This window comes from Lentilactobacillus kefiri (assembly GCF_007989105.1).
Lineage (GTDB): Bacteria > Bacillota > Bacilli > Lactobacillales > Lactobacillaceae > Lentilactobacillus > Lentilactobacillus kefiri.
In genome coordinates this window covers 1-26,483 of record NZ_BJVK01000023.1, presented here as the reverse complement: position 1 = coordinate 26,483, position 26,483 = coordinate 1, and the positions used below count along the sequence as shown (strand labels likewise).

Genomic DNA, 26,483 nt, shown 5'->3' with positions numbered 1-26,483 from the left:
TACGATGTTACTTAAAATTGATCATCGGTCATTGACACCGTTTCAATATGGGTTGCGTGACCGGTTTTATCGTCGATATCAATGAAGCAGCCGGAAATAATACTTCGACCGGTCTCCATTACTTTGAAACGGGCAGGCCGTTGGTTAAGGAACCGGTGAATAACGCTGTCAGGCTGCATCCCCAACATCCCATCAGCAGGTCCGGTCATGCCAACATCAGTCAAAAAGGCGGTCTTACCTGCTAAAATCCGGGCATCGTTTGTTTGAACATGGGTATGCGTCCCAACGACTGCGGAAATTCGGCCATCCAAGTACCTGGCCATCGCTAATTTTTCACTGGTTGCTTCCGCGTGAAAGTCCATAAAAATGCAATTAGTCGTTTTCCGAATTTCATCAACCAGTTCGTCAGCCAAGGCAAACGGATCATCAAGGTTATCCATGAAGACCCGTCCTTGAAAGTTCAGAACCGCAAGCTGTTTGCCGTTGACATTAACCATCGTGTACCCCTTACCGGGAGTTGTTCGTCTTGGAAAATTGTACGGACGGATCAACCGTTTGGCATCATCTATGAAGTCAAGGATTTCATTATTGCTCCAAGCATGATTCCCAAGTGTTACCACATCAACACCATCGCTCATGAGCTGCTTATAAATCGATTGAGTAATTCCCCGGCCCATTGACGTTGCATTTTCACCATTCACAATGGTGACTTGCGGCTTAACCTGTTGTTTAAGTTTAGGCAGGTAATCACCAATCATTGAAACACCTTTGTCGCCGACTACATCTCCGATAAAAAGAATTCGCATTTATTTTTTCCTCGATACTTTCTAATTTGTATAAAATAATTCTAACATTTATAAAAGAAAAAAGACCAGAGACTCTGATCTTTTATCTTGCGTATTCGACTGAACGAACTTCCCTGATAACTGTTACTTTGATGTGACCAGGATACTTCATTTCATTTTCAATCTTTTGTTTAATCTGACGGGAAAGCACAATTGCTTGTGTATCCGTTATATCTTCGGGCTTTGCAATCACACGAATCTCTCGACCCGCTTGAATTGCGTAACTCTTTTGAACTTCGTCAAAGCTGTCGGTGATCTTTTCGAGACTATCAAGTCGGTGAACAAAGCTTTCAAGTGATTCACTGTGTGCTCCTGGACGCGAAATCGCAATCTTTTCAGCAACAGCAACCAATTCAGAAATAATTGTTTCTGGATTATGGCCTTCTTCATAACCTTTGATAGCGTCAATAACGACCGGACTTTCATGATACTTCTTGGCATAATCAACACCAACTTGTACATGTGATCCCTCAACACCATTATTCGCAGCTTTTCCGATATCGTGTAATAATCCTGCGCGTTTAGCTAAAGTAACATCCTCACCTAATTCTGCTGCAAAAGCACCCGCCAACTTGGCGACCTCAATTGAATGACTAAGCAAATTCTGCCCATGATCAATCTTAAAGTTAAGTTGTCCAACAAGTTTGATCATATCTGGACTCATAGAATGAATTCCAAGGTCAAATAACGTTTCTTCACCAATTTCTTGGATCCGTTCGTCAAGCTCTTTACGGCTCTTTTCAACCATTTCTTCAATCCGTGCTGGATGGATTCGACCATCCTTAATTAACTTTTCAAGTGTCATTTTCGCAACTTCTCTTCGAATTGGATCAAAGCCGCTCAGTACAACTGCTTGTGGCGTGTCATCAATAATTAAGTCAATTCCAGTTAATGTTTCAAAAGTCCGAATATTACGGCCTTCACGACCAATAATTCGACCTTTCATATCTTCGTTTGGAAGACTGACAACGGATACGGTTGTCTCTGAGACAACGTCCGCTGAACTTTGCTGAATTGCTTCAATTATGAGATTCTTAGCATTCTCATCAGCTTCTTTTTGGGCCTGGTAATAACTTTCCTTTACCATTCGAGCCTTTTCTTCAGCCAATGTATCGCTAGTTTCTTTCAAAATCATGTCCCGAGCTTCCGGTTGAGTTAAAGCAGCAACTTTTTCAACTTCGGCTTGGCGTTTTGCAATAAGTGAGTTTGCTTCATCTTGTTGTGTAACTAAATTCTGTTGTTCACGATTAATCTTCTGCTCTTTTCGGTTCAACGAGCTCTCTCGACGTTCAAAAGCGCTGTCTTTCCGATCCAAAGCTTCTTCTCGCTGCAGTAAGCGATCCTCTTGTTTTTGAATTTCCGCACGCCGAGTCTTCAATTCTTTTTCAACTGAAGAACGGTAACGGTGATTCTTCTCCTGGGCAGATAAAGTGGCTTCTTTTACCACTGTTTCAGCCTTTTTCTTGGCTTCTGTCAAAATGTTCTTGGCAGACCCATTAGCGGAGTCAAGATTTTTCTCGTGGATCTTCTTTTGTGCAGACTTGCCGATTACAAAGCTTAAAATACCAACAAAACCAACAACAATTATAGCGATGATTGCGAGGATTATCCCAGCCATGGTCATGGCTTTTCACCTCCAAATCATCAAAAAATGATTATTTTTAACCAATTAATAGATGTTATTTGATTATTGACACAATTCTTATTTTAATGTTTGTTTTCATTAGTGTCAATCATCTTTACACGGTCAAGCCGAATAGTTGTATATAGCAACAATCTTAAATGATGATTAAGTTGTTTCAAAATGTTTCACAAACGCCTAGCCTACCATGCTTTCACAACAAAAAATGGACACCTCGTTACGGGGTGTCCATTCTAAAAGGATTAATTTTGGTATAACCAATTTATTTACCAATATCCAAATCGATACTGTCAACTTTGGTTTCTTTTGAAGAAGCCGTTGAAGTTTCCTTCTTGGAATCCTTCTTATCAGTCTTTTTATCGGTCTTCTTGGCACTAGACTTTTTCGAGCTGTCAGTCTTACCTGAATCAGCATCATCAGGAATATCATATGCTGTTCTGACCTTTTTCATGATCTCATCATACATATCCTTATGCTCTTCCAGATAAGTCTTGGCGTTCTCACGTCCTTGGCCAATTCGTTCCTCACCATATGAGTACCATGAACCGGATTTATCAATAATGTCCTTATCAACGGCCATATCAACCAATTCTCCGGATTGGGAAATTCCCTTTCCGTACATGATATCAACTTCGGCCCGTTTGAATGGCGGCGCAACCTTGTTCTTAACAACTTTAATTCGAACCCGGTTACCAATGATGTTTGTGCCGTCTTTAATTTGTTCGGCACGACGGATTTCCAGACGAATTGTTGCATAGAACTTCAATGCTCGGCCACCTGGAGTTGTCTCAGGGTTACCAAACATGACACCAACTTTTTCACGAATCTGGTTAATAAAGATCGCAATTGTCTTTGTTTTGCTGATTGTTCCGGAAAGCTTTCGAAGTGCCTGTGACATCAGTCGTGCTTGCAGACCAACATGGGCATCTCCCATTTCACCTTCAATTTCTGCACGGGGAACCAAGGCAGCAACTGAATCAATGACAACGATATCAATTGCACCACTGGTTACCAATGCATCGGTGATTTGTAATCCCTGTTCACCAGTATCAGGTTGTGAAAGCAACAGATCATCAATATTAACACCAAGATGAGTTGCGTACACTGGATCAAGCGCGTTTTCAGCATCAATATAAGCGGCTGTTCCACCACGTTTTTGCACTTCGGCTACGGCATGTAAGGCAACCGTCGTCTTACCTGAACTTTCAGGCCCATAGATTTCCACGATTCTTCCTCGTGGATAACCACCGACACCTAAAGCATCATCCAAGGCAAGTGAGCCTGATGGAATGGTTGAAATCTGAGTATCGGCTTTATCACCCATCCTCATGATTGATCCTTTACCAAATTCTTTTTCAATGTTTTTTAAGGCTTTATCTAAAGCTACTTTTCTTTGGTCAGCCATTAAATTCCTCCCACTATCCTAAACGGAAAAGTTTACTAATTAACTATACTAATGATTTTCGAAAAAAGCAATAAAAATGCGAACAAAAGTTCGATTAAGATTATTTATGAATCATATCCAAAGCCATCTGAAGCCCCGCATTCACTGAAGCGTGGCGGATCTCGTTTCGTTCACCTTTAAACTGAAATTTCTTTGCATAAGTTTGTTGTGTGCCATAGGCAACCCCTATCCAAACCGTTCCAGCAGGATTTCCCTCCAAAGTGTCAGGCCCGGCAACCCCAGTAAATGAAACTGCCAGATCTTTATTCATAATACTTCGAGCCTGATTTGCCATCCAAATCGCAGTTGGCTTGCTGACAACCCCGTTTTCATCAATCACATCACTTGGAATGTGTAAAAGCTGTTCTTTCACTTTATTCGAATAGGTGACAAATCCTCCTTCAAAAACTTCTGAGACTCCCGGAACGTTGCCAAGCGTACTTTGGAATTCTCCAGCTGTCAGACTCTCTGCGGCCGTGATCGTGATGTGTCGAGATAAAAGTTCATTTACTAACGTTTGTTCTAAAGTCATCTTTACTGCTCCTTCTAATTATTAGTTACGAACAATCAACAAAATATTTTCTTTTTCTGCTCAAAAAATACACAAAAGCCGAAAGACTCATTTTCATGAACCTTCCGGCAACTGTCGTGTTTAAAATGAATCTGAAAATACTGAACGGTTTTGGACGAAATAATCAATTCCTGAATAAATCGTAAAGAACAAGCAAGTATATAACAGAATCAATCCCATTGGGATATTAATTGCACTGAATAAAACGTTATTTAAGAATAACAGGATGATGGCCAACATTTGGGTGGTCGTCTTGATCTTGCCAGGCCATGCAGCAGCAATTACCTGCCCTTGGTTTTCGGCAACAATCAGACGTAAGCCGGTAACAGCCAGTTCACGACAAACGATAATTGCGGCGACCCAAGCAGGAACATCGCCAAGGCCAACTAAAAATAGAAAAGCGGTCATGACCAACATTTTATCTGCCAGTGGATCCGCAAACTTACCAAAATTGGTAACCAAGTGCTTTCGACGAGCAATTTGGCCATCCAGAAAATCAGTTAAGGATGCAGCAACAAAAATGATGGTGGCAATTAATCTGGTCATACTAATCGTTGTTCCAGCCCAAACAACACTCCCTGAAAGAATTGGGACTGCAAGAATTAAGATAAAAAACGGTATCAAAATAATTCTAAACATTGTTAACTTATTAGGTAAATTCATGTTTAACCTCCAGCTGATTAATAACTATTGGTAGTGCCGGTATTACTGTTATCGGTACTTGTACCAGTTGTTCCGGTTCCACTTGTGGTACCGGTGGTGCCACTATTAGTACCGGTTGTAGAAGAGGTTCCTGTTGTACCGGTGGTCCCAGTAGTTGTTGTGGATGAGCTGGTAGCTGCAGAACTTGAACTGCTGCTTGATGCTGAAGAGCTTGACTTACCAAATTGTAAGGTAATAACCCGAACCTGAGTTGAACCACTGTTTAAAGGAGCAGCTAACTTCAGCTTCTTGCCATCAACCGTGATTTGAGTAGCTTCCGCATTTCCGGCATTAATCGTAACGGTATTCGTGCTGCTTGGCAAAGAAATGGTATGTGATTTGCCACTGGTCAATGATGCCTGCCACAATGATGTCCCATCCGCAGAAACGGATGTCCATGCGCTGGCAGTTCCAGTTGCGGCAATCTTCAAAGGTACCTTGCCAGATGTCCCGGTTACCTGATAAGTAATGTTACTGCCTGAAGCAGTGACCTTCTTGAAAGTAACCCCGCTGGACTTCTTAGTTGTCTTAGGCTTCTTGGTACTTGATGATTTGGAACTGGCGGATTTGTTGCCTGAAACCGAAACCTTACTGGTTTCAATTTGCGTCTTAGCTGTGTTTCGAGTACTCCTGGCAGCCGCAACCCAAATGGCAATCAAAATAATCAGGACCACTACGGACACTGAAATGATTGGGATATAACGACGCAGCTTATCATTTCGTTCCTCAACTTTTCGTTGGGCAGAACGGGTCTCTGGATTGTCGTCATTAACTCGATCAACGTACTCGGGATCTTCCGTATCTGGTAATTTGGTATCAAACTGACTCAGCAATTCACTACCATCCAAACCAACTGAATCAGCATACTGTTTGACAAAGGCCCGGACATAGAATTCACCGGGTAAAGAATCAAAATCGTTGTCTTCAATTGCAATCAAATAACGTTTTTGAATCTTGGTGTTCTTTTGCAGGTCATCTAAAGTGTAGCCCTTTGCAACTCGGGCATCGTGTAATTTCTTTCCAATTGTTAAACTATCTTTTTCGTCGCTCATACTCATTCTCCATTGAATTATTTGTCTTATATCTAAAGTATATCATAAGGTAAATGGTTATTAATTTAAGTAATTCATAAAGTAAGTATTATAAATCAATCAGTTGGCTGTTCATGATTTTGAATCAGGCCTTCTTGAACAGTTGCCGTCTTCAAAAAGTCGGTGGCAACAGCTGCAACGTCATCTAACGTCATTGATTTTAATATCTCAACTTCATCATATATTGTAACAGGTTCACCTATGAACCCGTCAAATTGACCACTAATTGTTTCTTCGGAATCCATCATCTCGATATAATTTCCAAACAACTCATTTTTTTGCAGCTGAAATTCGCTGGTTAAATTGTGGATTTTGTCGGGAATAGTCGAAATGATTTCCTTCAATCGCTTAATTAATTCAAGCGGCTGAGTTGTATCACAACTGATGACGGCAAAATGAAAGCCGCGTTCGTTTTCAAACTCCCAAGAAAACGAGTCATCAATGATTTCATCATGATACAGTTTATCATATTCAATCGAGTTTTCACTCAAAAACAGGTCAAACATGGCCGAAATTGCAATTTCATACTTGAGTCCTTCACGACCCTTTGGAACCGGATCGTTTCCACGAAGTCCCAAAGTCACTTTTGGTCTGGATACATCCATTGTTGAACGATGAATGCCTTCCGAATCAGTCTGCGGTAATGTCATCAGTCTTTTGACAGTCACCGGTTCTGGTGATTGCTTGCGGGCTTGATTAGCCTCAATCCATTCAAGTGTCTGATCGGGATCTAATTTGCCTGCGATAAACAAGCTCATATTTTCGGGACGATAAAATGTGTTATATGCAAGTTCAACATCTTCAAGGGTGATCTTATCAACCGAAGGAACGTCCCCTGCAATATCGTTGGACAAAACAGAATGCGGGTACAAATTGGCAATTGTCTCAAAATATGCCTGATTATCCGGATCATTTTTATACATATTAATTTCTTGATCAATAATCCCTTTTTCACGTTCAACTTTTTGTTGGGTAAAATATGGAATCTGGACAAAGTCCAATAAAATATCCAAGTTCTCTTTGACAGACTCGGCCGTTGAGAACAGATAGTTGGTTTTGGTAAAGCTGGTAAATGCGTTTGAACGGGCACCGGTTTTATTGAACAACTCAAAGACGTCATAGTCTTTTTTGTCGAACATTTTGTGCTCGAGGAAGTGCGCAATTCCAGCCGGTTGAACAACCTTTTCACCATTCAGCATAAATTCACTGTCAATTGAACCATAATTTACGCCAAGAACAGCAGTTGTTTTGTTAAATCCTGCTTTTGGCTGAAGATAAACCGTCAGACCATTCGCAAGTTTTTGAACATATAATTTCTCGTTGTAATTGGGATAGTCAATTAATTCCATTATGATTGCCCCCTGCTATTAAGTTGGTAAACGGCCCTTAAGGACATCTGCTTGGCAACTTCGGAAATCTGTTCCCGATTGACTGCCTCAACTTGAGACTCCCAGTCTGCGTCACTTAGGCTAAAGCCCATGATCTGCTGAACGTACTGCTTTTCAATAAGGGCGCTGAGATGATCGGCTTCGGAGCGATGCTGATTGATCAGCGCTTGTTTGACGCCTTCCAATAGTTCATCGGAATAGTGACCGTCAATCATTTGTTTTAACTGCTCTGCGACCATTTCCGTTACCCGCTCTTCGTTCTTGTAATCAATTCCGGCTTGAACACTGGCCATTCCAACCAGGGAATTGTAACTGCTGTGAATATCGTAAGCCATACTGTTTTTTTCACGGACATTTGTAAACAGCAAGGATCTGCTTGATCCACCAAACAACTGATTAAAGATGACGGCTGGAAAGTATTGGGCATCCCCAAAATAAATCGGCAAACGATAAGCAATGCTTAAAACCGATTGGGAGCCGGCAATATTTTTAGTTCCCCGTTGAACCTTTTCAACGTTGTCTGGGACTACTTTCAAATCAAAAGTATCCGGTGTCCGGTCAACGAATGATCGGAATTTTTTAAATCCGTTAACCACAACGTTTTCATCAAGATCGCCGCCGACCAAAATCGAAATCTTTGATTGGGAAAGGACTTGGCCATAAAACTCATACAGCTTTGGAGAGGTAATGGCCTTCGTTTCTTTGGGAGTTCCCATCAAGAAGCTGCCATGATCCTGATCGTTTGAATAATACAACTTTTGAAGTTGCAAGGTTGAGAAGAATCCTTTGTTATCCTGAATTGAGTCCAAATAATTCACCATGTTGTTTTGGTGAATTCGAAAATAGGCTAGGTTAAACTGGTCGCCATCGACAAATGGGTCTTCAATCATTTCCCGCAGAAAATCCAAAATTTCGGAAGTCAATTCACTCTTGGGAGGAAGATATTTATCGTTGGGAAAGGTTATTGAAACTTGCAATGTATGTTGATTTCCATAACGAAGGACCGTTACACCAAAACTTGCACCATACATTTTTGAAAGTTGACGGGACACAAGTAATTCACTGTCATACTTTGCGGAACAGTTTTCAAGAAGTTCAGCCAACAAAGCCAGCTTGGCATAGTTCTCATGATGAGCCCGAAACGTAAAGTTAATGATGATCTTACTATTTTTAAATTTAGTTGTTGGAATCGTCGTTAGGCCAATTCCTTTTGCAATCTCGTATTTCACTGAGTTTCCTCCTCAATTAGTCACAAATTTCATAATAAAATAAAAACATTAAAATCTCAATACAAACCGCGAATTATAAGGAAAAATAGAGAATTAAACGATAAAGTCAATTGCCTGTTAATGACAAACAAAAAACTCCCAATCATAATTGGAAGTTTGTATGGGTCAACTACTTTGCATTTTTCATTAATGGACTGCCACGGTCAGTCCCAAACCATTTCATATTAATCTTGTGGAGCTCACCGTTTTTGGCAAGTCGGTTTAATCCCTGGTCAATCTTTTTCTTTAAAACAGTATCACCTTTACGCATTCCAACGGCATATTCTTCTTTTGGAAATTCACTTGGTGTCGAAGTAAAACTGGATTCATTTGGCTGGTGTTTGAGGTAATATCCTGCATAAATACTATCGATCAGCAATCCCTGAATTCGGTTGGCGTTCAAATCAATGAACGCATCGGTAAATGTATCGTACAGAATTGGTTGGTGACCTTTAATCTTATCCTTGAGCAGCTTCGGTTGATTATCAATGTCCATGGCTCCAGCGGATCCGCTTTGCACGCCGGCAACCTTACCCTTCATATCAGCGAAGCTCTTAATGTGCTGGTTTTTCTTGGATACCAAAACTTGATCATTAATCAGGTAAGGTTCACTGAATGTAATCTTTTTGGCCCGTTGAGGATTAATTGAGAATCCATTCCAAATTAAATCAATGGTTCCATTTCGCAACTCAGTCACATTCATTGACCAATCAATTGGCTGAAAGTCAACTTTAATCCCATATTGCTTGAAAACCGCTTTGGCCACATCAACATCATAACCAACAATTTTACCGCTCTTAGTTTGAAATCCCATCGGAACAAAGCTGTCATCCAAGCCGACAACAATTTTTTTCTGTTTGGAGACAGTTGACCAAGTATCCGGATTTTCTTGTGAACCTTGTCGGCTAACATATCGAACCCCACATCCGGACAAGCCCAACGTAATCAGAAGGAGACTGGTAACCAGTAATAATCTTTTAAATGATTTCAACATTTTACCCCTCCTACTGAATTTGTTTAACCTGCTGAATTTCATTGGCAACATTCTTTGCAAAATCCATATCATGAGTGACAACGATTTGGGTCATTTCCTGTTTCTTAAGATCCAAAATGATTTGGGCAACTTCATCTCTCAACGCTGGATCCAATGCTGAAGTTGGTTCATCATAACAAAGGATCTTAGGCTGCATGGCCAATGCACGAACGATCGCAACCCGTTGCTTTTGGCCTCCGGAGAGCTGATAAGGATACAAGTTTTCCTTGCCTTCAAGTCCCAACCGGCTTAATAATTCACGAGCATATTTTTTAACGTCAGCCATTGGTTCTTTTTTAACCATTGTTGGTGCCAGAGTTATATTTCCAAGCACTGTCAAATTAGGAAACAGTTGGTAATCCTGGAAAACAACTCCGATGATTGTGTCTTTTTGAGTGGTATTGGTTGGATCAAATTGATTGCCATTCCAGAAGAACTCACCTTTATTGACTGATTCCAGGCCGGTGATACATCGAAGCAAAGTTGTCTTTCCGGCTCCGGAAGGACCAACAATTGCCATGATCTCGTTATCTTTGACCGTCATTGTCAGATTATCAATAATTGTTCGATCGCCAAACCGTTTAGTTAAATTTTTAATTTCCAGCATGCTAATCCCCTCCTATCGCCAAACATTTTCACGTTTTTCAATCAGCTTCAACACAATCGTGCAAACCGCCGTCAACGCGAGATAAATGATACCAACTAAAATCAATGGCAGCAGCGTCACATCTCTGGCAGTTGCAACATTTCCGGCTCTCAACAAGTCGCCCAATCCAATGACGTAAACCAATGATGAATCCTTCACCAAATTGATGACTTCATTTCCAATTGATGGAAGCACAATTTTGAAAACTTGTGGGATCACAATCTTACGAATTGTTTGACTATAAGTGAGTCGAAGAACCTTTGCACTTTCAAATTGTCCTTTGGGAACTGATTGGAATCCACCTCTGAAGATTTCCCCGAAATAAGCGGTGTAATTCAAAATGAAAGCAAACAAGGCTGCATCATAACGTTGGAAAACAATATGAATAATTGGTAAACCATAAAAGACGAAAATTAATTGCAGTAATAATGGTGTTCCACGCATGATCCATACGTAAAAGTTCAACAGCCAGGTTAACGGCTTGAACCTCTGAATCAGTCCTAACCCGATCAAAGCTCCCAGTGGAATTGAACAAATCAAAGTCCAAAAGAAAATTGATAAAGTCATTTTGGTTCCAGATAATAGTGCTGGTAAAATTTCTTGAATATATTGAATCATTTGACATCCCTCCATAAAAAAATCCCCTTGAGTATTCGATTTACTCAAGAGGACGATGGTTTTCGCGGTTCCACCTCAATTTGTAACAAGTTCACACTTGCTGCCTTACGAAGTTTAGGATTATTTCACGAAAACAAAAAATCCTCTTAAGCCATAATTGACTTAAGAGGACGAATTTTTCGCGGTTCCACCTCAGATTTACCTTCCACTCATGTGAAAAGCCTCAATGGGTTTAATATCAAATAATACTAAACTTCAGCAATAACGTGCTTACCGCTTTTTCCTACTAAACATTCAGAAAAATGACTCACAGATGTGACGACCAACAATCAAATACCCAACTTCCACCTTGATGGGCTCTCTGTAATTTGAAATGCTGATCGGTTCTGATCAACGTCTTTAAAATCTTTAATTAAGTTAAATTTATAATAATCGTAATTTGGTTTCCCGTCAAGGACTTTTATCCTTTGTGGAACCAATGACCGATCTTTTGCCAGAATGAAAGCTTTTCTTCATCCTTAATTTCCATCAAAGGAACTGACTCTCCAACTAGTCTGCGGGCAATGTCACAATATCCCTGACCAGCTGGATTCTCGGCTTGGAGAACCACCGGCTCACCATTGTTGGAAGTTGTAATGACTGCATCGTCATCAAAGACAATTCCTAATAATTCAACGCCAAGATGGTGGGTAATTTCATCGACATCCATAACTGAACCGTCCTTCATCATATGTTGACGAATTCGGTTGATAATCAAATGTGGCTGTTCCTGTAGAGGATGTTGTTCAAGCAATCCAACAACCCGATCGGCATCCCGAACAGCGGAAATTTCAGGAGTTGTAACGATAATGGCACTGTCGGCACCAGCAATCGCATTCATAAATCCTTGTTCGATTCCAGCTGGGCAATCAATCAAAATAAAATCAAAGTCAGGTTTTAAATCATCAACAATTTCTCGGACCTGATCTTCATTTAAAGCTGTTTTATCGGTATTTTGGGCAGCTGGAAGCAAGTAAAGCAAGTCATCAAAACGCTTATCTTTAACAAGAGCTTGGCTCAGTTTAGCCCGGCCGTTGGCAACATCGACGATGTCATACATAATCCGATTGTCGAGTCCCAGCACAACATCCAAGTTCCGGAGGCCGATATCAAGATCCAAGAGACACACCTTTTTGCCCATCATGGCTAATGCCGTTCCGATATTAGCTGAAGAAGTTGTCTTACCAACTCCCCCTTTACCTGATGTTATAACGTAAGCCTTACCCATTGATGACTCCTCCTATCTGATTGTAAAACTTGGGATTAATTTGTTTAAGATCCTCAACTTTTCCATAATCCAAAACGTGCAGGTCATTCACATAAATAACTGTGCCGCTGTTCATTTCCCGATTTGTATCAGCCAGAATTTCAAACTGCTCACCAATTCGAACCTGTTGAGCATTATGTACATCCCCAATAATCATTTTATCTTCCAAATCCGGGGCTCCAGCCTGAACAATCCCTTCGATATTCCCCAGAACGAAGATATTGCCGCCGACAAATAACTTTCCACCTTCATGAACGGTTCCTAAGAATAGGACATCACCTTGAACGTGTTCTTCCTGGCCATTGCGAATCACTTTATCAATGATATGGACACTGGACTGCTCAAGGATTCGCTTAGACTCTTCCTTGGTGATGACATCGGAGGTTATCTTGTGAACAGTGAAATATGAATAGTCCGAAAAGATCTTTTCGAGTTCAGACCGATCGGCTGCCGGCCACAATCGCATCCCGGTATAAATATCAAAAGCGATTGTTTGTGGGTTTGTAGAAGCGGTCTGGGTCTTTAAACTATCCAAAAGCTTTCTAAGCGAGGCAAAAATGTCTTTACGATTGGCATTTTCGTCTAAGATGATTTCATAACCATCCTTGGTGCCTTTCAAAACGGCTGCATCGTGCATTGTCTACTCTCCTTTTTATTGCCTGTGAGTCCTATATAGTGTCTCAACCGGAAAGTAAACAATTGCCAGCAAAACCAGATTGAGTGCTAGTGTAGGTGCCAATGTATTAACTAAAAACTGTGCAATTGATGAATCGGTTTCCCCAATAAACGCATTGGCCATATACCCAAGGCTAACTAAGACTGTGATTCCTAAAAAATACACCAAAAAGCCACTCATGAAGTTTGGTGGCAAAATTTGGTATACCATTTGACATAAATAAACAACTAACGGAAAAATAAAAACATAAACACCAAACAAACCGGTGTAGTACATATCAAATATAAACCCAATAATTGCTGCCCAAGTATAGAGATGCAATTTCTTAACGTTGCCAAAGAACGCTGCCAAGATCAACCAGAGAACCGTCAAATATGGAACCATTGAATTGGGATATTTGAACAGAACACCTGATAAAATTTGGCTCAGAGATCCATCAAGAAAGAACGCAATGAATTGACCGATAACAAAATATATTGCAATAGGAACTTTTCGTTTCACCTAGTTGTCCCTCCAATCAATCTCTAACGGCTACTGAAACAACTTCGATGTCGTTCAGATTAGCAGCTGGTTTAATATATACTTTTTTGGCAAGACCATAATCATCCTGTGCAACCTTGGAAACTTTACCGACATAAATTCCCTTCGGAATCACGCCGCCCAGTCCACTTGTGGTAACTCGGTTGCCAACAGACAGCTTGGCCTTGGATGTAATATTGCCCATTACAATTCGGTTGGTAGCTGAATCGTATGAGGTGATAATTCCGTTAACAACTTTTGAGTTGTCTCCGAGAACTTGAATCGCAAAACGGTTCGAATTCTCGGCAGTATTTGAAATCAATACAACTTTACTATTGGTTTTATTAACCTCAGCAACTGTCCCTATTAATCCGGGACCTGCAATCACAGGCATATTCTTCTTAATTCCAGAAGCCTGACCCTTATTGATAATAATCTGGCTTGCCCATGTTGAAGGTGTCCGAGTAATAACGGCCGCGTTAATCTTTTCGTATCCGGTCAAAGTACTTCCAACGTTTAATTGACGCTTTAGTTGTTTGTTCTCTCGGGTTAAAACTTGATCCTTAACCTGTGTTTGGGTCAGTTGATCAACTTTTGACTTAAGCCGAGCATTTTCCTGGTAAGTGTTCAAAAGATTCTTAGTCGAAACAAACCCGTGATGAATACCATTCATCGGGGCTGCTACAATTCGGTCGGCAAATCCAACAATATCGTTTCCAAATTGTTGTACCAACGGTGGTGTGTTCCGTTTGTCTCGAATGGCAACAGATAGTGACATTAACCCAAAACTAACGATCAAACATACTACGACAATTACAAGCTTTCGACTGGAGAAAAATTTTTGCATAATTGCCTCCATTCGTTATTCAATAATCAACAATTAATTGATTATTGTTTCTTTTTCATAACATTGATGCTCTTTAATGATTCTCCAGTACCAATGGCAACACAATCCAGTGGATCTGAAGCAATTGAAACAGGTACTTGGGTTGCTTCGGCAATGACGTCTGTAATGTTTCTGAGCAGAGCACCACCACCAGTTAAGACAATCCCATGATCAATCACATCGGCAGCAATTTCTGGAGAAGTTTCTTCAAGCGTTTCCTTAATTGTTGCGATAATTGCCATCACTGATTCGTTGATAGCTTTATTAACATCGGTACCACTGATTTCGACAGTTGTTGGCAGACCGGTAACCAAATCACGGCCACGAACAGGAACTGCTTTAATTTCTTTGGCGGCATCAGCAGATGCTGAGCCAATATCAATTTTCAGCTGTTCGGATGTCCGTTCACCAATCAACAGGTTATACTTTTGACGAACATATTGGGCGATTGATTCGTTCAACTTGTCGCCGGCCATTCGAACTGAACGGCTGGAAACAATTCCACCCAAAGAGATGGTGGCAACATCAGTTGTCCCACCACCAATATCTACAACCATACTACCGGTTGGATCCATCACTGGAAGACCGGCACCAATGGCAGCTGCAAATGGTTCTTCAATAACATAGGCATCACGGGCACCGGCAACTCGAGTTGCATCGATGACTGCCCGCTTTTCAACAGCGGTAATCCCAGTTGGAACACAAACCATTACATAAGGCTTACCAGATGAGTGGCCAAGTGCCTTTTGAATAAAGTATTTCATCATTGCAACAGTGGTATCGTAATCTGCGATAACACCGTCTTTCATTGGTCGTACAGCTTGAATACTTGCTGGTGTCCGGCCAATCATGGCCCGAGCCTCGGCTCCAACGGCAATCACCTCACCGCTTTTAGTACTCTTAGCAACCACTGAAGGTTCACGAAGAACAATTCCTTTGCCTTCTACGTAAACGATCGTATTGGCGGTACCAAGATCAATTCCTATGTTTTTTTCCCCAAATCCAAACACGTTATCCATCCCTTCGTTGTCTATCAACTTATTTTTTCGATTTTTTTAGATTTATTTATTATTGTTTAACGAAACAAGTATATCATAACGCGTTCAAAAATAAATAAAATCAAGTGAAACGTAAGCCGATTTAATAGTTATTTTAAATTGTGATCAGGTTGTTTTAAATATTTCCGAACATCCGATATAAAATATAACGATCCAGTAATTAATAGCATATCGTCGGCGGTCAGTTTCCGCTTGATTTCCGTAATGGCTTCATGCCAATCATCAATTGCCGAAACATTTTTCGGATGGGTTTCCAGTTTGTGTTCAAGCTTTTCAGGATTGGCCGCAGCCCGTTTGCCAGGACCCGCAAATTGGGTAAGAACGATCGATGCATTTGGGACAGTGGCAATCTTGTCAACCATCTTATCCGCCTGCTTATCAGCCAAAATCCCCATTAGGATATAAACATGGCCCTTTGAGAAATCGTTCTCCAATGTCTGGACAATTAGGTTCACAGCGGAAATGTTGTGGGCACCGTCCAAGACAATTGTCGGATTTGACGAAACTCTTTCAAATCGGCCGGCCCAACGAGTTGACTCAATGCCCTTTTTGACGATTTTAGGGTCTGCCTTGCGCTGATGAAGGCTTTCGTACTCAATGTATGCTTGAATCGCCAAAGCTGCGTTATGCGTTTGATAATCGCCAATCAAGGACGTCTGCACTTGGTCTAAATGAAAATCACCGGAAGAAAAGTCAAAATACTGCGACCAGTTCTTTTCACCATTATCCTTGACGTCAAAGTCCTTGCCCAATATCTGAATCGGGCTCTGCATCTTTTGAGCTTGTCGGATAATCACTTGCAAAGGATCGGGGTCAACACCACCAACAACTACAGGAACCCCCTTCTTAATAATACCGGCTTTTTGAAAAGCAATCTTTGGCAGGGTATCTCCCAAAATATGCATGTGATCCCAGCCAATTGAGGTAATGACCGACACTTTTGGCATGATAACATTCGTCGAATCGTAAAGGCCACCCAAACCAACTTCGATCAGGACAATGTCAGCATGCCCCTCTGAAAAGTATTTAAACATCATTGCGGTTACAATCTCAAATTCCGTTGGGCCGCCTTCAGGCAGTTCAGCGTCCAGTTTTGCAATGGTTGGGTAAAGTTCTTGTGTCAGTCGAAGAATTTCGGCATCTGAAATACCGACACCGTTAACACTGATCCGCTCGTTAAATTTGATTAAAAACGGTGAGGTAAAACTACCAACCGTTTTCCCTTCAGCCTGAAAAATATTTCTCAAAAATGCCAAAGTGGATCCCTTACCATTAGTGCCGGCAATGTGAATCGCGTTAATCTTTTTATCCGGTGCCCCCAGCTCATCTAAAAATCGGCGCATACGCTTCAGAGTTGGAATTTTCTTGAACTTTGTCCGGCCATGAATAAAGTTAAGTGCTTCATCATAAGTGTTAATCATTTTTTTCTCCTTAAAAAACGTGGGTAAAATGCGGCTTGGATTCCTGGAATCATCAGGAAACTGCATTTTGTCCCACGTTTTTTGAAATTATTAGCTCACAATCAATTCATTTTTACATCTCACTTGAAATCTGTGAAAGTCGTTCTTTAGCTGCTTCCAGCTTGGATTGGTAATCAGCCTGCTTTTCCTTTTCTTCTTCGACAACCGCATCCGGTGCGTTGTCGACAAAGCGTTTGTTAGCCAACTTCTTATCTGAACGGGCAACCTCTGATTCGAATTTGTCAACGTCCTTTTGTACCCGTGCTAATTCGTCTTTTAAGTCAACTAATTCAGCAAGTGGGACAAAAACCGTTGCATCCGTAATCACAGCTGACATTGAAAGCTTAGGGGCCTCAATATCTTTACCGATTTCCAATTTCTGAGTATGGCAGAAACGATCGATGTATTCGCGGTTAGACTCAAAGATACCTTTGAGAGTTGCGTTATCCGTTTGAATTAACATATCGATTGGAGAAGAAAGTGGCGCATTCGCTTCATTTCGAATATTTCTAACAGCCTTAATCAAATCAATCAAAGACTTCATTTGATGTTCGGAAGTTGGATCATCCAATTCTTTATGATCAACTGGATATGCGGCAGTAACCAATGACTTGCCGTCATGTGGCATCATCTGCCAAATATATTCGGTCACAAATGGCATTATTGGTTGAAGTAAACGCAATGTTTGATCCAAAACATATGCCAGGATATTTTGGGTATTCTTCTTAAGCTTCTCATCATCACTGTTGAGAGCTTCCTTACTCATTTCAATATACCAGTCACAGAAATCATTCCAGATGAAATCGTACAAGTAACGGTCAGCTTCACCAAAGTTGTACTTTTCAAACAAATCGGAAACGTGGTTGACGGTAGCGTTTAAGCGACTCAAAATCCATTTGTCGGATAATTGCCACTCAGACTTGTCTGGTAATTCAGGCTTGTCGATGCCGTCCAAATTCATGATAACATAACGGCTGGCGTTCCAAATCTTGTTGATGAAGTTCCATGCAGAATCCATCTTGTCGTAGCTAAACTTCAGATCTTGGCCTGGGGTTCCACCAATTGAAAGGAACCAGCGAAGTGCATCAGCACCGTATTTGTCAATCACGTCCATTGGATCAATTCCGTTACCAAGGGACTTGGACATCTTACGGCCTTGTGAATCACGGATTAATCCATGCAATAAGACATCTTTAAATGGTCGTCGCTTAGTGAATTCCAAGCTTTGGAAAATCATTCTTGAAACCCAGAAGAAGATAATATCATAACCGGTTACCAAGGTATCGGTTGGGAAGTATCGCTTAAAGTCTTCAGTATCTTCAGGCCAGCCCATCGTTGAAAATGGCCAAAGAGCTGATGAAAACCATGTATCCAAAACATCCGGATCCTGATCCCAATTTTCAGCATCTTTAGGAGCTTCCATGCCGACATAGGTTTCACCGGTCTTCTTGTTGTACCAAGCAGGGATTTGGTGGCCCCACCACAACTGACGTGAAATAACCCAATCATGAACGTTGTCCATCCACTGTTCAAAAGTGCCTTCAAACCGTTCTGGGAAGAAGTTAACTTTGTCGTCAGTATCCTGGTTCTTGATTGCCTGTTCAGCAAGTGGCTTCATCTTAACAAACCACTGAGTTGACAATCGGGCTTCAACTTGAACCCCGGTCCGTTCTGAATGACCAACTGAATGGACAATTGGGTCAATTGAGAGCATGAAGCCCTGGTCTTGAAGATCCTTAACCATTGCTTTTCGAGCATCAAAACGGTCCATGCCTTCGTATTTACCGGCATTTTCGTTCATTGAAGCATCTTCGTTCATGGTATTGATCCGCTTCAAATCATGACGGTTACCAACTTTAAAGTCATTAGGATCATGGGCTGGGGTGATTTTCACCATTCCAGTTCCAAAGTCAGGATCAACATATTGATCGGCAATGATTGGCACTTCACGATTGGCAAGTGGAACCAAGACTTTTTTACCAACGATATCTTTGTATCGTTCATCTGAAGGGTTAACGGCAACGGCAGTATCACCCATCATCGTTTCAGGACGGGTAGTGGCAATCTCAATGTAGTCTTTACCGTTAAACTTGGTGCCATCGGTAAATGGGTACTTAACGTGATAAAAGGCCCCTTTATCGTCTTTATGGATAACTTCGATATCAGATAAAGCAGTTCGTGCCTGAGGATCCCAGTTGATAATGTATTCGCCACGATAAATCAAGCCCTTGTTGTAAAGGCTGACAAAGACTCGACGAACGGCTTTGGACAAACCTTTGTCCAAGGTAAACCGCTCACGGCTGTAATCAAGTGACAAGCCAAGCTTAGCCCACTGTTCTTTGATTGTCCGGGCAAAATCATCTTTCCATTCCCAGACTTTTTCAACAAACTTTTCACGGCCTAAATCATAACGGGAAATCCCCTGTTTACGGAGTTTAGCCTCAACTTTGGCTTGAGTTGCGATTCCGGCATGATCCATTCCTGGAAGCCATAATGTATCATATCCCTGCATTCTCTTCCGTCTGATAATCATATCTTGAAGCGTTGTATCCCAAGCATGACCTAAATGCAGTTTCCCAGTAACATTTGGCGGTGGCAAAACAATTGAAAACGGCTTTGCTTTTTTATCCCCACTGGGTTTAAATACCCCTTCTTCAAGCCATTCGTTATATCTGCCATTTTCAACAGCAGTTGGATCATATTTCGTTGACATTTCCTGTTTCTTGTCTGACATGACGTCGCCCCTTTCAAAGTTTAAAACGATTTTATGTAACAAAAAAACACTTCATCCTGTAATTAGGACGAAGTGCTCGCGGTACCACCTAAATTGGGCTATAAAAGCCCCACTTAAATATCATAGTAACGGTCTGATAAACCGACCCGCTCTCAAATTCGAACGAGAAGCTCACAAGTTACTTTTACACAGCAGCTGATAAAAATCTCACAGCAATGATTTTCTTTCTGAAATCAAACCACTGGTTACTCTCTTGCTCGAAGCTTTAATTTAATTTTAATCTTAACCAAGTTTTGCTTAATCGTCAACACGCTTGGCAACTTTTTTCAAAGCATTTAACGCATCATCGTAATCCGGTTCATTGGTAATTTCGGAAACGACTTGGCGATAAATGATCTTTCCGGTTGCGTCAACAATGAAGATCGTCCGTGCCAAAGCACCGAAGTTAGGCAAATAAAGCTTCATTGCATAGCCTAATGACAGGTTCTCGTCGGACAGCATCTGCAAATTGGCAACGCCTTGAGCGGCACACCAATTTTTTTGCTGTTCAACCGTGTTGTTGGATACGGTTAAAAAACGGACGTCGGGAAACTTGTCAGCTTCCTGGTTAAACTTCCGGGTTTCAACAGAACAAACCGGCGTGTCAATATCAGGCACAGTGGAGAGCAAAGTAATTCGGCCAATAATATCAGCAGTTTTTACTTTGTTGCCATCTGCATCTTCAAGCTTAAACTTTGGCAATTGTTCGCCAACTTCTGGCGGGTTGCCAAACATACTCTCTTCTTTACCATTGATAGTGATTTCCATAAAAGCACTCCCTTGGTGTAACTACTTTATACATAATGTAGCCTAAACTGGCCAAATGCGCAAGTATCAAAAGATTAAAGTAATTCGGCAAAGACATCTTGATCTTGGTTCAGGAATTCTTCGCCTGGCTTGATATTGGTAATTTTGATATTGTCGATGGCTTTTTTCATAAGACCTTCAACATCAATATACTTCTCAAACTTGCGTGATTTTTCCAAACTTGGACGCGTCTTTGGTGCCGGCGGTGTAAAGATTGTACAGCAATCCTCAAATGGCAGGATTGAAAGGTCGTAAGTGTTAATCTTTTCGGAAATCTTGATGATCTCCGTCTTATCCATCGAAACCAACGGCCGTAAAACCGGCAATGTGGTGACATCGTTAATTGCCATCATGCTTTCCAAAGTCTGTGATGCTACCTGTCCCAATGCTTCACCGGTAAAGACACCGTCACAATGACGGTTCTTGGTGATTTGAGCGGCAATTCTCAGCATCATTCGGCGTTGAATAGTCATCAAATACCCTTCAGGAACCTTTTCTTTGATGGTTTCCTGAATTTCGGTAAATGGCACTTGAATAAATTGGATATTGCCTGAATACTTACCCAAAACAGATGTCAGCTGCTTAGCCTTATTTAAAGCTTGCTCACCAGTATATGGTGGACTGTAAAAATGAATCATGTCAATTTTAACGCCACGCTTCATTGCCAAATAAGTGGCAACTGGTGAATCAATTCCACCCGAAAGCATCATTGTAGCTCGACCACCGGTTCCAACGGGAAGGCCGCCGGCACCGTGAATCTTTTCGGAAGAAAGAAACGCACCGTTCATCCGGATTTCTACCCGGATTGAGATATCGGGTTTCTTAACATCAACGGTAATGCCGTCAACGTTTTCAAGAATGTAGTCCCCCAACATATTGTTAATTTGATTGGTATCATATTCAAAATGCTTATCCTGACGACGGGTATTGATCTTAAAAGTCATGCCGTCATGATACTGTTCCTTAACCATTTCCAAGGCCGTCTTTTTGATGACGTCCATGTCTTTATCAAGTTGAACAGATGGATAAAAGTTTTCGATACCAAAAACACCTTTTAAGGTATCAATGACTTTGGTGTCATCTTCACCATTCAAGGCCACATGAAGCCGATCTCTTTGCGCCTTTACTTCCAGTTTGGGAAATGGGTGCAAAACAGCCCGGACATTTTTTCCAAGCTGCTTAATAAAATCTTTTTTGTTCTTGCCCTTTGTGGACAGCTCGCCATAACGAACCATAATTTCTGTATAATGCATAGTTGCTCCTAACTTAATTTGTCAAATTCTTCATACAACTGATCAAATACTTTTACGAATTGTTTGGCTTCATCAAGTGTATTGTGATCTCCAAGTGAAATTCGAACGGCACTGGTAGCAATATTTTCAGGAACTTTCATTGCATTAAGGGTTCCCGATTCGGTGTGATCCTTTGATGAGCAGGCACTGGTTGTTGAAATATAGATGCCATATTTCTCAAATGCGTGAACAACGGTCTCGCCACGAACACCCTGAATTGCAAAGCACAGAATGTGTGGGGCAAACGTGTCATCGTTCTTAGAGAAAATTGTCACTTTATCAAATTTGCTGATGTGATCCATAATCAATTGCTTGATTTGGCGTTCAGTCTCAACAGCGCTCGGTTCTTTTTCAAGAACCAAACGGATTGCTTTGGCCATTGCCGCGATTCCCGGCAGATTTTCGGTTCCTGAACGCTGATTCTTTTCCTGACCGCCACCATTCATTAATGGCGCAATTCGACGGCCGCGGCGACCGTAAATAAAGCCAGTCCCTCGAGGTGCGTGGAATTTATGCCCTGAGAAAGCAGCAAAATCGGTTCGGTCATTGAAAATTTGATCCTGAATCCCTTTTCCGAGACCCTGAACCGCATCAATATGGAAATGAATCTTTGGATAGTTCTTTAACAACTCAGCAGCTTCCTGAATTGGTTGGATAGTCCCAATTTCATTATTAACTGCCATGATTGAAACTAAAGTTGTATCCGGACGGATGGCTGCTTTTAAGTCGGCAATTGAGATTCGGCCTTCATCATCGACAGGTAAATATGTGACTTCATACCCTAGTTGCTCCAGCTGTTCAAATGAGTTACGGACAGCTGCGTGTTCAACAGAAGTCGTAATCAAATGTTTGCCAAAAGCCCGCTTTTCAATTGCGGTGCCTTTAATGACCCAGTTGTCGCCTTCGGTTCCGCCACTTGTAAAGTAAATTTCATCTGGTTGAACTTTCAATAAATCGGCAATCTGCTTTCTGGATTGTTCCAGCAAATTAAATGCCTGTTCACCAAAATTATGCAGACTTGAGGGATTCCCCCAAATCTGCTCACTCACTTTATTATAAGTGTCAAGAACTTCCGGTAATACTTTTGTGGTGGCACTATTATCAAAATAAATCATTTGAAACCTTCTTCTCTAAATTTATTGGTTCGACTCCAACAAATATAACTCCCATGATGATACACCCAACAGCGCTACGTAACAAGCAATTTGGACCTGGGCTTACCATTAGGAAAACAAAAGGCGAAACTGAAATTTGTGATTTCAGCCTCGTCTGATGAATCTACTTATTGGTTATCTTCTTGTGCTTTTCCGGGTTTTAATCGTTTCTTGGCACTGAAATAATCATCTTTGATTTTGGTAAACATCCCTGATGATTGCTTTTCCAATGCTTTGGAAATAATACTCAAACTTTGTTCATAATCATACTTCTGATCAAAATACATTTGAGCGGTCTTGCTGGCAGCAGCAATCTCCGAATCGCTGCCGATAAACCGATTGGCATATTGAATCGTCTGCTCTGCCAACGTTGCGTCGTCAATCAGCTGATCGGTCTTTTCTTCCAAAGTATCCATGTCAGATTGAATGATAATCAGTTGCTTGGAAATGTCATCAACATCAATTTGTGGTTGATTCATGGCATCGTCCAAATGATTAATCTCACGAATAAACGCGGAGAATGCATCTTGGTAATCGTCCGATAATCCCGGCAAATTATGATTATCAATGCGGCGTTTCTTGTTTCGCATCTCCAAATCAAACTTGGCCAATGCATTTCGAGCAGCCTGCTCCTCTTGAGGAATTTTGACAGTTGACTGGAACAAGTCTTTTTGTTCGGATTCAATCTGTCCCAAAGTCTTCATCATCTGCTTTTGATCGGCGTTGATGCTGGAAAAGACGGCCTTCCCATTTTGCATGGCATTAACGGCATCTGAATATTTCTTTTCAATGGTTGAAATTTGTTGATCGTATTGATGATTGTTTTCGATTTCTTGATGGTTCAAAACATAACCTTTGCTGAGGGTTTCAAGCCGTAACTGCAGGTCACTGTTTTGCTTACGAACGTGTTCAATGTACTCACCAATGACCTTCGTGTTCTTCTCAACTTCGGGACGAGCTTTGTATTCTTTATCAATGGCATCGTACATGTCATCAATTCGGTCGGCGATGTTCTTGGTTGCTTTTTCAACCGAGTCGACTTCCAGCGTTTTCAGCTTGTTGGTATTAACTTTGAGCTGATCACGAACCCCTTTAATATTCTCGTTAAACTTATCATTGGGGAAGTTATATTGTTTTGCTTTCAGTTCTTTATAACCAGACTCAATTTCTGCCACCTGCTCAACAAATTCTTTTGAGAGCATTTGATAGAGTTTGGGAATTCTGGTCATGTATGATTCCAACTTATCAGTTGAAGAATTCAGATCGCTCAATACTTCTTCGGCACTGTTAGGATCCCCACTCTTGGTTAGCTGAGTAAACTCATCAAAAGTTCCTTCAATATCGGAAAGCATTTTTTCCAAATTATCAATGCTGGGACCAAATGATTGATTCTTATTCAAAATATCTTCTCGAAGTCGCTTATATTTCTTTTCAAGCTCTTCAAGGGCCAACTTGTGCTGCTTGTTCAAATCATAGAGTTGCGCCAAGCCGGCCTGAATTTCCTTCAACGTTGAATCAGCATCGGAAATGGCCTTGTTGGCACTTTCCCAATCGTTTCTGGTCTTTAGGAAGTTAATTCCCTTACCGTCTTCTTTGACTGCCGAAATCCCCTCATCAATATTTGGCAGCATCTGATTCTTGTATTGTTGGTACTTGTTATACAATTGATCATACTTTTTGTGAGATTCACCCGTTAAGTTCATTTTCTTAGCAAGCGCAAACTCATCATCCAACGGAATTTTATTTAAATCCCGTTTATTTTCATAAACATCGGTTGCCATCTTGATAGTTCGTCTTTGATAGAAAACAAACCCAAGGTAACCCGCCCCAACCAATACAATGATTCCAATCAACAAAGTAAGCATTCGATCCCATCCTTCAGAAATAAAGATATAAAATGGTACATTATTGTAGTAAAATTGCCCAAAACAATTTAATATGTATGAATAGCCAATTAATGTGCTCTAAGTTGAATTATATCATAGTAGATAGCTTTCACCATATTATTTTTGAAGTGAGGAAAACAATTATGCAAAACGTTACAAATCTTGTCAATCAACAACTCGATGCCCTGCTAACCAATGAAACCGATTTGATTTCAAACATGGCCAATGCCGCAGCCTTGCTAAATATCAGTTTGGAAGATATCAATTGGGTCGGCTTTTACCGCTACGTTGCCGATAAAGATGAACTGATCCTTGGCCCCTTCCAAGGAAATGTTGCCTGCATGCACATTAAGAATGGCGACGGTGTCTGTGGGACGGCCCTCAAGGAAAAGCACTCACTTCGAGTGGCAGACGTTCATCAGTTTGCCGGCCACATTGCCTGTGATGCAAACTCCAAGTCTGAAATTGTTGTTCCATTATTTAAAGATGGCAAAGCAATCGGTGTATTGGATATTGATTCACCTATTTTGGACCGCTTTTCAGAGGAAGACGAAAAAAATCTTAACCAGTTTGCGGATATCTTCGTCAAACATGTTGACTTAGTGTAGGATTCTTTATACAATGGTGTTTGTGTAAAATAACGCAGCAGTAGACGGTAAGCTCGTCAACATGTTGTTGCCATTTAATTGGTTCTGCAAGTAACTCAATCGGCTGCTTGAGCGAAAGAGCAAAGCAACATGCACGAATACTAAGTCTGCAATGGCTTATTTTACTCCAAAAAAATATTGGAGGATTACTTATGTCAAGATATACAGGTCCAAGTTGGAGAATTTCACGTCGTTTGGGTATCTCTTTATCAGGTACTGGTAAAGAACTTTCACGTCGTCCTTATGCTCCTGGTGATCACGGTCAAGGCCGTCGTTCAAAACTTTCAGAATATGGTTTACAATTACACGAAAAGCAAAAGCTTCGTTACATGTACGGACTTACTGAACGTCAATTCAGTAACTTGTTCGTTCGTGCTGGTAAAATCCGTGAAGGTAAACATGGTGTTAACTTCATGATCTTACTTGAAGAGCGTTTGGATAACATGGTTTACCGTTTAGGTTTGGCTACTACTCGTCGTCAAGCTCGTCAATTAGTAAACCATGGTCACATCACTGTTGATGGCAAACGTGTTGATATTCCATCATATGAAGTACAACCTGGTCAAGTAATCTCCGTTCGTGAGAAGTCAAAAGACCTCCAAGTTATCAAGGATGCTGTTGAAGCCGTTGTGGGTCGTCCACAATACGTCAGCTTCGATGCAGACAAGCTTGAAGGATCATTAGTTCGTCTTCCACAACGTGAAGAACTTGACGCTGATATTGACGAATCACTTATTGTTGAATACTACAACAAGTTAGGTTAATAAATCA

24 protein-coding genes and 2 other annotated features are annotated in these 26,483 nt (G+C 41.0%); of the genes, 2 read left to right on the top strand and 22 right to left on the bottom strand.

Annotated features, from left to right (window positions below):
• Nucleotides 1-11: 11 nt before the first annotated feature.
• The 22 genes from LKE01_RS08270 to ezrA form a co-directional block, all read right to left on the bottom strand.
• Nucleotides 12-806, bottom strand: a complete 795-nt coding sequence (locus tag LKE01_RS08270; RefSeq protein WP_054769371.1) for a TIGR00282 family metallophosphoesterase — start codon at nt 804-806, stop codon at nt 12-14.
• An 82-nt stretch (nt 807-888) separates the two neighbouring features.
• Nucleotides 889-2,469, bottom strand: a complete 1,581-nt coding sequence (rny, locus tag LKE01_RS08265) for a ribonuclease Y (protein WP_056982493.1) — start codon at nt 2,467-2,469, stop codon at nt 889-891.
• A 280-nt stretch (nt 2,470-2,749) separates the two neighbouring features.
• Nucleotides 2,750-3,892 carry a recombinase RecA gene (recA, locus tag LKE01_RS08260; protein WP_056982491.1) on the bottom strand — a complete coding sequence of 381 codons (1,143 nt, stop codon included), beginning with the start codon at nt 3,890-3,892 and terminating at the stop codon, nt 2,750-2,752.
• Nucleotides 3,893-3,992: 100 nt separating this feature from the next.
• Complete coding sequence (locus LKE01_RS08255) at nt 3,993-4,463, bottom strand: nicotinamide-nucleotide amidohydrolase family protein (protein WP_054769370.1); 471 nt, start codon at nt 4,461-4,463, stop codon at nt 3,993-3,995.
• A 120-nt stretch (nt 4,464-4,583) separates the two neighbouring features.
• A complete protein-coding gene (gene pgsA, locus LKE01_RS08250) occupies nt 4,584-5,165 on the bottom strand; it encodes a CDP-diacylglycerol--glycerol-3-phosphate 3-phosphatidyltransferase (RefSeq protein ID WP_056982489.1) in 582 nt (193 codons plus the stop codon).
• A 17-nt stretch (nt 5,166-5,182) separates the two neighbouring features.
• Nucleotides 5,183-6,256 (bottom strand): helix-turn-helix domain-containing protein, encoded by a 1,074-nt coding sequence (locus LKE01_RS08245; protein ID WP_056982487.1) that lies wholly within the window; start codon nt 6,254-6,256, stop codon nt 5,183-5,185.
• 95 nt (nt 6,257-6,351) lie between these two features.
• Entirely contained in the window at nt 6,352-7,644 is a 1,293-nt protein-coding gene (yfmH, locus tag LKE01_RS08240; RefSeq protein ID WP_056982485.1) for an EF-P 5-aminopentanol modification-associated protein YfmH, read from the bottom strand.
• A complete protein-coding gene (gene yfmF / locus LKE01_RS08235; protein ID WP_056982483.1) occupies nt 7,644-8,912 on the bottom strand; it encodes an EF-P 5-aminopentanol modification-associated protein YfmF in 1,269 nt (422 codons plus the stop codon). Before yfmF ends, yfmH begins: the two co-directional genes overlap by 1 nt.
• A gap of 169 nt (nt 8,913-9,081) precedes the next feature.
• On the bottom strand, nt 9,082-9,945 hold the full coding sequence (locus LKE01_RS08230) for an amino acid ABC transporter substrate-binding protein (RefSeq protein WP_056982480.1): 864 nt from the start codon (nt 9,943-9,945) through the stop codon (nt 9,082-9,084).
• A 10-nt stretch (nt 9,946-9,955) separates the two neighbouring features.
• Nucleotides 9,956-10,591 carry an amino acid ABC transporter ATP-binding protein gene (locus LKE01_RS08225; RefSeq protein ID WP_054769369.1) on the bottom strand — a complete coding sequence of 212 codons (636 nt, stop codon included), beginning with the start codon at nt 10,589-10,591 and terminating at the stop codon, nt 9,956-9,958.
• Between the two features lie 12 nt (nt 10,592-10,603).
• A complete protein-coding gene (locus LKE01_RS08220) occupies nt 10,604-11,248 on the bottom strand; it encodes an amino acid ABC transporter permease (protein ID WP_056982478.1) in 645 nt (214 codons plus the stop codon).
• 163 nt (nt 11,249-11,411) lie between these two features.
• Nucleotides 11,412-11,651, bottom strand: a binding site (T-box leader).
• Between the two features lie 57 nt (nt 11,652-11,708).
• Nucleotides 11,709-12,515 (bottom strand): septum site-determining protein MinD, encoded by an 807-nt coding sequence (gene minD, locus LKE01_RS08215; RefSeq protein WP_054769368.1) that lies wholly within the window; start codon nt 12,513-12,515, stop codon nt 11,709-11,711.
• Nucleotides 12,508-13,191 carry a septum site-determining protein MinC gene (locus tag LKE01_RS08210; protein WP_056982476.1) on the bottom strand — a complete coding sequence of 228 codons (684 nt, stop codon included), beginning with the start codon at nt 13,189-13,191 and terminating at the stop codon, nt 12,508-12,510. Before LKE01_RS08210 ends, minD begins: the two co-directional genes overlap by 8 nt.
• A 15-nt stretch (nt 13,192-13,206) precedes the next feature.
• The gene (mreD, locus tag LKE01_RS08205; RefSeq protein WP_056982474.1) at nt 13,207-13,731 is read right to left on the bottom strand and encodes a rod shape-determining protein MreD; all 525 of its coding nucleotides are present in this window, start codon (nt 13,729-13,731) and stop codon (nt 13,207-13,209) included.
• A 16-nt stretch (nt 13,732-13,747) separates the two neighbouring features.
• Nucleotides 13,748-14,596 (bottom strand): rod shape-determining protein MreC, encoded by an 849-nt coding sequence (gene mreC / locus LKE01_RS08200; RefSeq protein ID WP_179286816.1) that lies wholly within the window; start codon nt 14,594-14,596, stop codon nt 13,748-13,750.
• A 41-nt stretch (nt 14,597-14,637) separates the two neighbouring features.
• Nucleotides 14,638-15,645 carry a rod shape-determining protein gene (locus LKE01_RS08195; RefSeq protein WP_275452997.1) on the bottom strand — a complete coding sequence of 336 codons (1,008 nt, stop codon included), beginning with the start codon at nt 15,643-15,645 and terminating at the stop codon, nt 14,638-14,640.
• 137 nt (nt 15,646-15,782) lie between these two features.
• Nucleotides 15,783-17,114 (bottom strand): bifunctional folylpolyglutamate synthase/dihydrofolate synthase, encoded by a 1,332-nt coding sequence (locus LKE01_RS08190; RefSeq protein ID WP_054769365.1) that lies wholly within the window; start codon nt 17,112-17,114, stop codon nt 15,783-15,785.
• Between the two features lie 112 nt (nt 17,115-17,226).
• Nucleotides 17,227-19,887, bottom strand: a complete 2,661-nt coding sequence (locus LKE01_RS08185) for a valine--tRNA ligase (RefSeq protein ID WP_056982468.1) — start codon at nt 19,885-19,887, stop codon at nt 17,227-17,229.
• Between the two features lie 60 nt (nt 19,888-19,947).
• Nucleotides 19,948-20,157, bottom strand: a binding site (T-box leader).
• A gap of 27 nt (nt 20,158-20,184) precedes the next feature.
• Nucleotides 20,185-20,694, bottom strand: coding sequence for a thiol peroxidase (gene tpx / locus LKE01_RS08180; RefSeq protein WP_056982466.1), 510 nt, complete (start codon nt 20,692-20,694; stop codon nt 20,185-20,187).
• 74 nt (nt 20,695-20,768) lie between these two features.
• Nucleotides 20,769-21,986: a tRNA uracil 4-sulfurtransferase ThiI gene (gene thiI, locus LKE01_RS08175; RefSeq protein ID WP_056982464.1), complete on the bottom strand. Its 1,218-nt coding sequence runs from the start codon at nt 21,984-21,986 to the stop codon at nt 20,769-20,771.
• An 8-nt stretch (nt 21,987-21,994) separates the two neighbouring features.
• Nucleotides 21,995-23,140 carry a cysteine desulfurase family protein gene (locus LKE01_RS08170; RefSeq protein ID WP_056982462.1) on the bottom strand — a complete coding sequence of 382 codons (1,146 nt, stop codon included), beginning with the start codon at nt 23,138-23,140 and terminating at the stop codon, nt 21,995-21,997.
• A gap of 167 nt (nt 23,141-23,307) precedes the next feature.
• A complete protein-coding gene (gene ezrA / locus LKE01_RS08165) occupies nt 23,308-25,044 on the bottom strand; it encodes a septation ring formation regulator EzrA (RefSeq protein ID WP_056982460.1) in 1,737 nt (578 codons plus the stop codon).
• Nucleotides 25,045-25,208: 164 nt separating this feature from the next.
• On the opposite strand from ezrA, the gene msrC reads away from it, so the two are divergent.
• Together msrC and rpsD are read left to right on the top strand one after the other, a co-directional pair.
• The gene (msrC, locus tag LKE01_RS08160) at nt 25,209-25,673 is read left to right on the top strand and encodes a free L-methionine (R)-S-oxide reductase MsrC (protein WP_056982458.1); all 465 of its coding nucleotides are present in this window, start codon (nt 25,209-25,211) and stop codon (nt 25,671-25,673) included.
• Between the two features lie 191 nt (nt 25,674-25,864).
• Nucleotides 25,865-26,476 carry a 30S ribosomal protein S4 gene (rpsD, locus tag LKE01_RS08155; protein WP_013727707.1) on the top strand — a complete coding sequence of 204 codons (612 nt, stop codon included), beginning with the start codon at nt 25,865-25,867 and terminating at the stop codon, nt 26,474-26,476.
• The last annotated feature ends 7 nt before the right edge of the window (nt 26,477-26,483 follow it).

Excerpts from the sequence above, each read along its gene's own strand:
- LKE01_RS08270 (WP_054769371.1), bottom strand. The coding sequence starts at position 806 with ATGCGAATTCTTTTTATCGGAGATGTAGTCGGCGACAAAGGTGTTTCA.
- rny (WP_056982493.1), bottom strand. The coding sequence starts at position 2,469 with ATGACCATGGCTGGGATAATCCTCGCAATCATCGCTATAATTGTTGTT.
- recA (WP_056982491.1), bottom strand. The coding sequence starts at position 3,892 with ATGGCTGACCAAAGAAAAGTAGCTTTAGATAAAGCCTTAAAAAACATT.
- LKE01_RS08255 (WP_054769370.1), bottom strand. The coding sequence starts at position 4,463 with ATGACTTTAGAACAAACGTTAGTAAATGAACTTTTATCTCGACACATC.
- pgsA (WP_056982489.1), bottom strand. The coding sequence starts at position 5,165 with ATGAATTTACCTAATAAGTTAACAATGTTTAGAATTATTTTGATACCG.
- LKE01_RS08245 (WP_056982487.1), bottom strand. The coding sequence starts at position 6,256 with ATGAGCGACGAAAAAGATAGTTTAACAATTGGAAAGAAATTACACGAT.
- yfmH (WP_056982485.1), bottom strand. The coding sequence starts at position 7,644 with ATGGAATTAATTGACTATCCCAATTACAACGAGAAATTATATGTTCAA.
- LKE01_RS08230 (WP_056982480.1), bottom strand. The coding sequence starts at position 9,945 with ATGTTGAAATCATTTAAAAGATTATTACTGGTTACCAGTCTCCTTCTG.
- LKE01_RS08225 (WP_054769369.1), bottom strand. The coding sequence starts at position 10,591 with ATGCTGGAAATTAAAAATTTAACTAAACGGTTTGGCGATCGAACAATT.
- LKE01_RS08220 (WP_056982478.1), bottom strand. The coding sequence starts at position 11,248 with ATGATTCAATATATTCAAGAAATTTTACCAGCACTATTATCTGGAACC.
- minD (WP_054769368.1), bottom strand. The coding sequence starts at position 12,515 with ATGGGTAAGGCTTACGTTATAACATCAGGTAAAGGGGGAGTTGGTAAG.
- LKE01_RS08210 (WP_056982476.1), bottom strand. The coding sequence starts at position 13,191 with ATGCACGATGCAGCCGTTTTGAAAGGCACCAAGGATGGTTATGAAATC.
- mreC (WP_179286816.1), bottom strand. The coding sequence starts at position 14,596 with ATGCAAAAATTTTTCTCCAGTCGAAAGCTTGTAATTGTCGTAGTATGT.
- LKE01_RS08190 (WP_054769365.1), bottom strand. The coding sequence starts at position 17,114 with ATGATTAACACTTATGATGAAGCACTTAACTTTATTCATGGCCGGACA.
- LKE01_RS08185 (WP_056982468.1), bottom strand. The coding sequence starts at position 19,887 with ATGTCAGACAAGAAACAGGAAATGTCAACGAAATATGATCCAACTGCT.
- tpx (WP_056982466.1), bottom strand. The coding sequence starts at position 20,694 with ATGGAAATCACTATCAATGGTAAAGAAGAGAGTATGTTTGGCAACCCG.
- thiI (WP_056982464.1), bottom strand. The coding sequence starts at position 21,986 with ATGCATTATACAGAAATTATGGTTCGTTATGGCGAGCTGTCCACAAAG.
- LKE01_RS08170 (WP_056982462.1), bottom strand. The coding sequence starts at position 23,140 with ATGATTTATTTTGATAATAGTGCCACCACAAAAGTATTACCGGAAGTT.
- ezrA (WP_056982460.1), bottom strand. The coding sequence starts at position 25,044 with ATGCTTACTTTGTTGATTGGAATCATTGTATTGGTTGGGGCGGGTTAC.
- msrC (WP_056982458.1), top strand. The coding sequence starts at position 25,209 with ATGCAAAACGTTACAAATCTTGTCAATCAACAACTCGATGCCCTGCTA.
- rpsD (WP_013727707.1), top strand. The coding sequence starts at position 25,865 with ATGTCAAGATATACAGGTCCAAGTTGGAGAATTTCACGTCGTTTGGGT.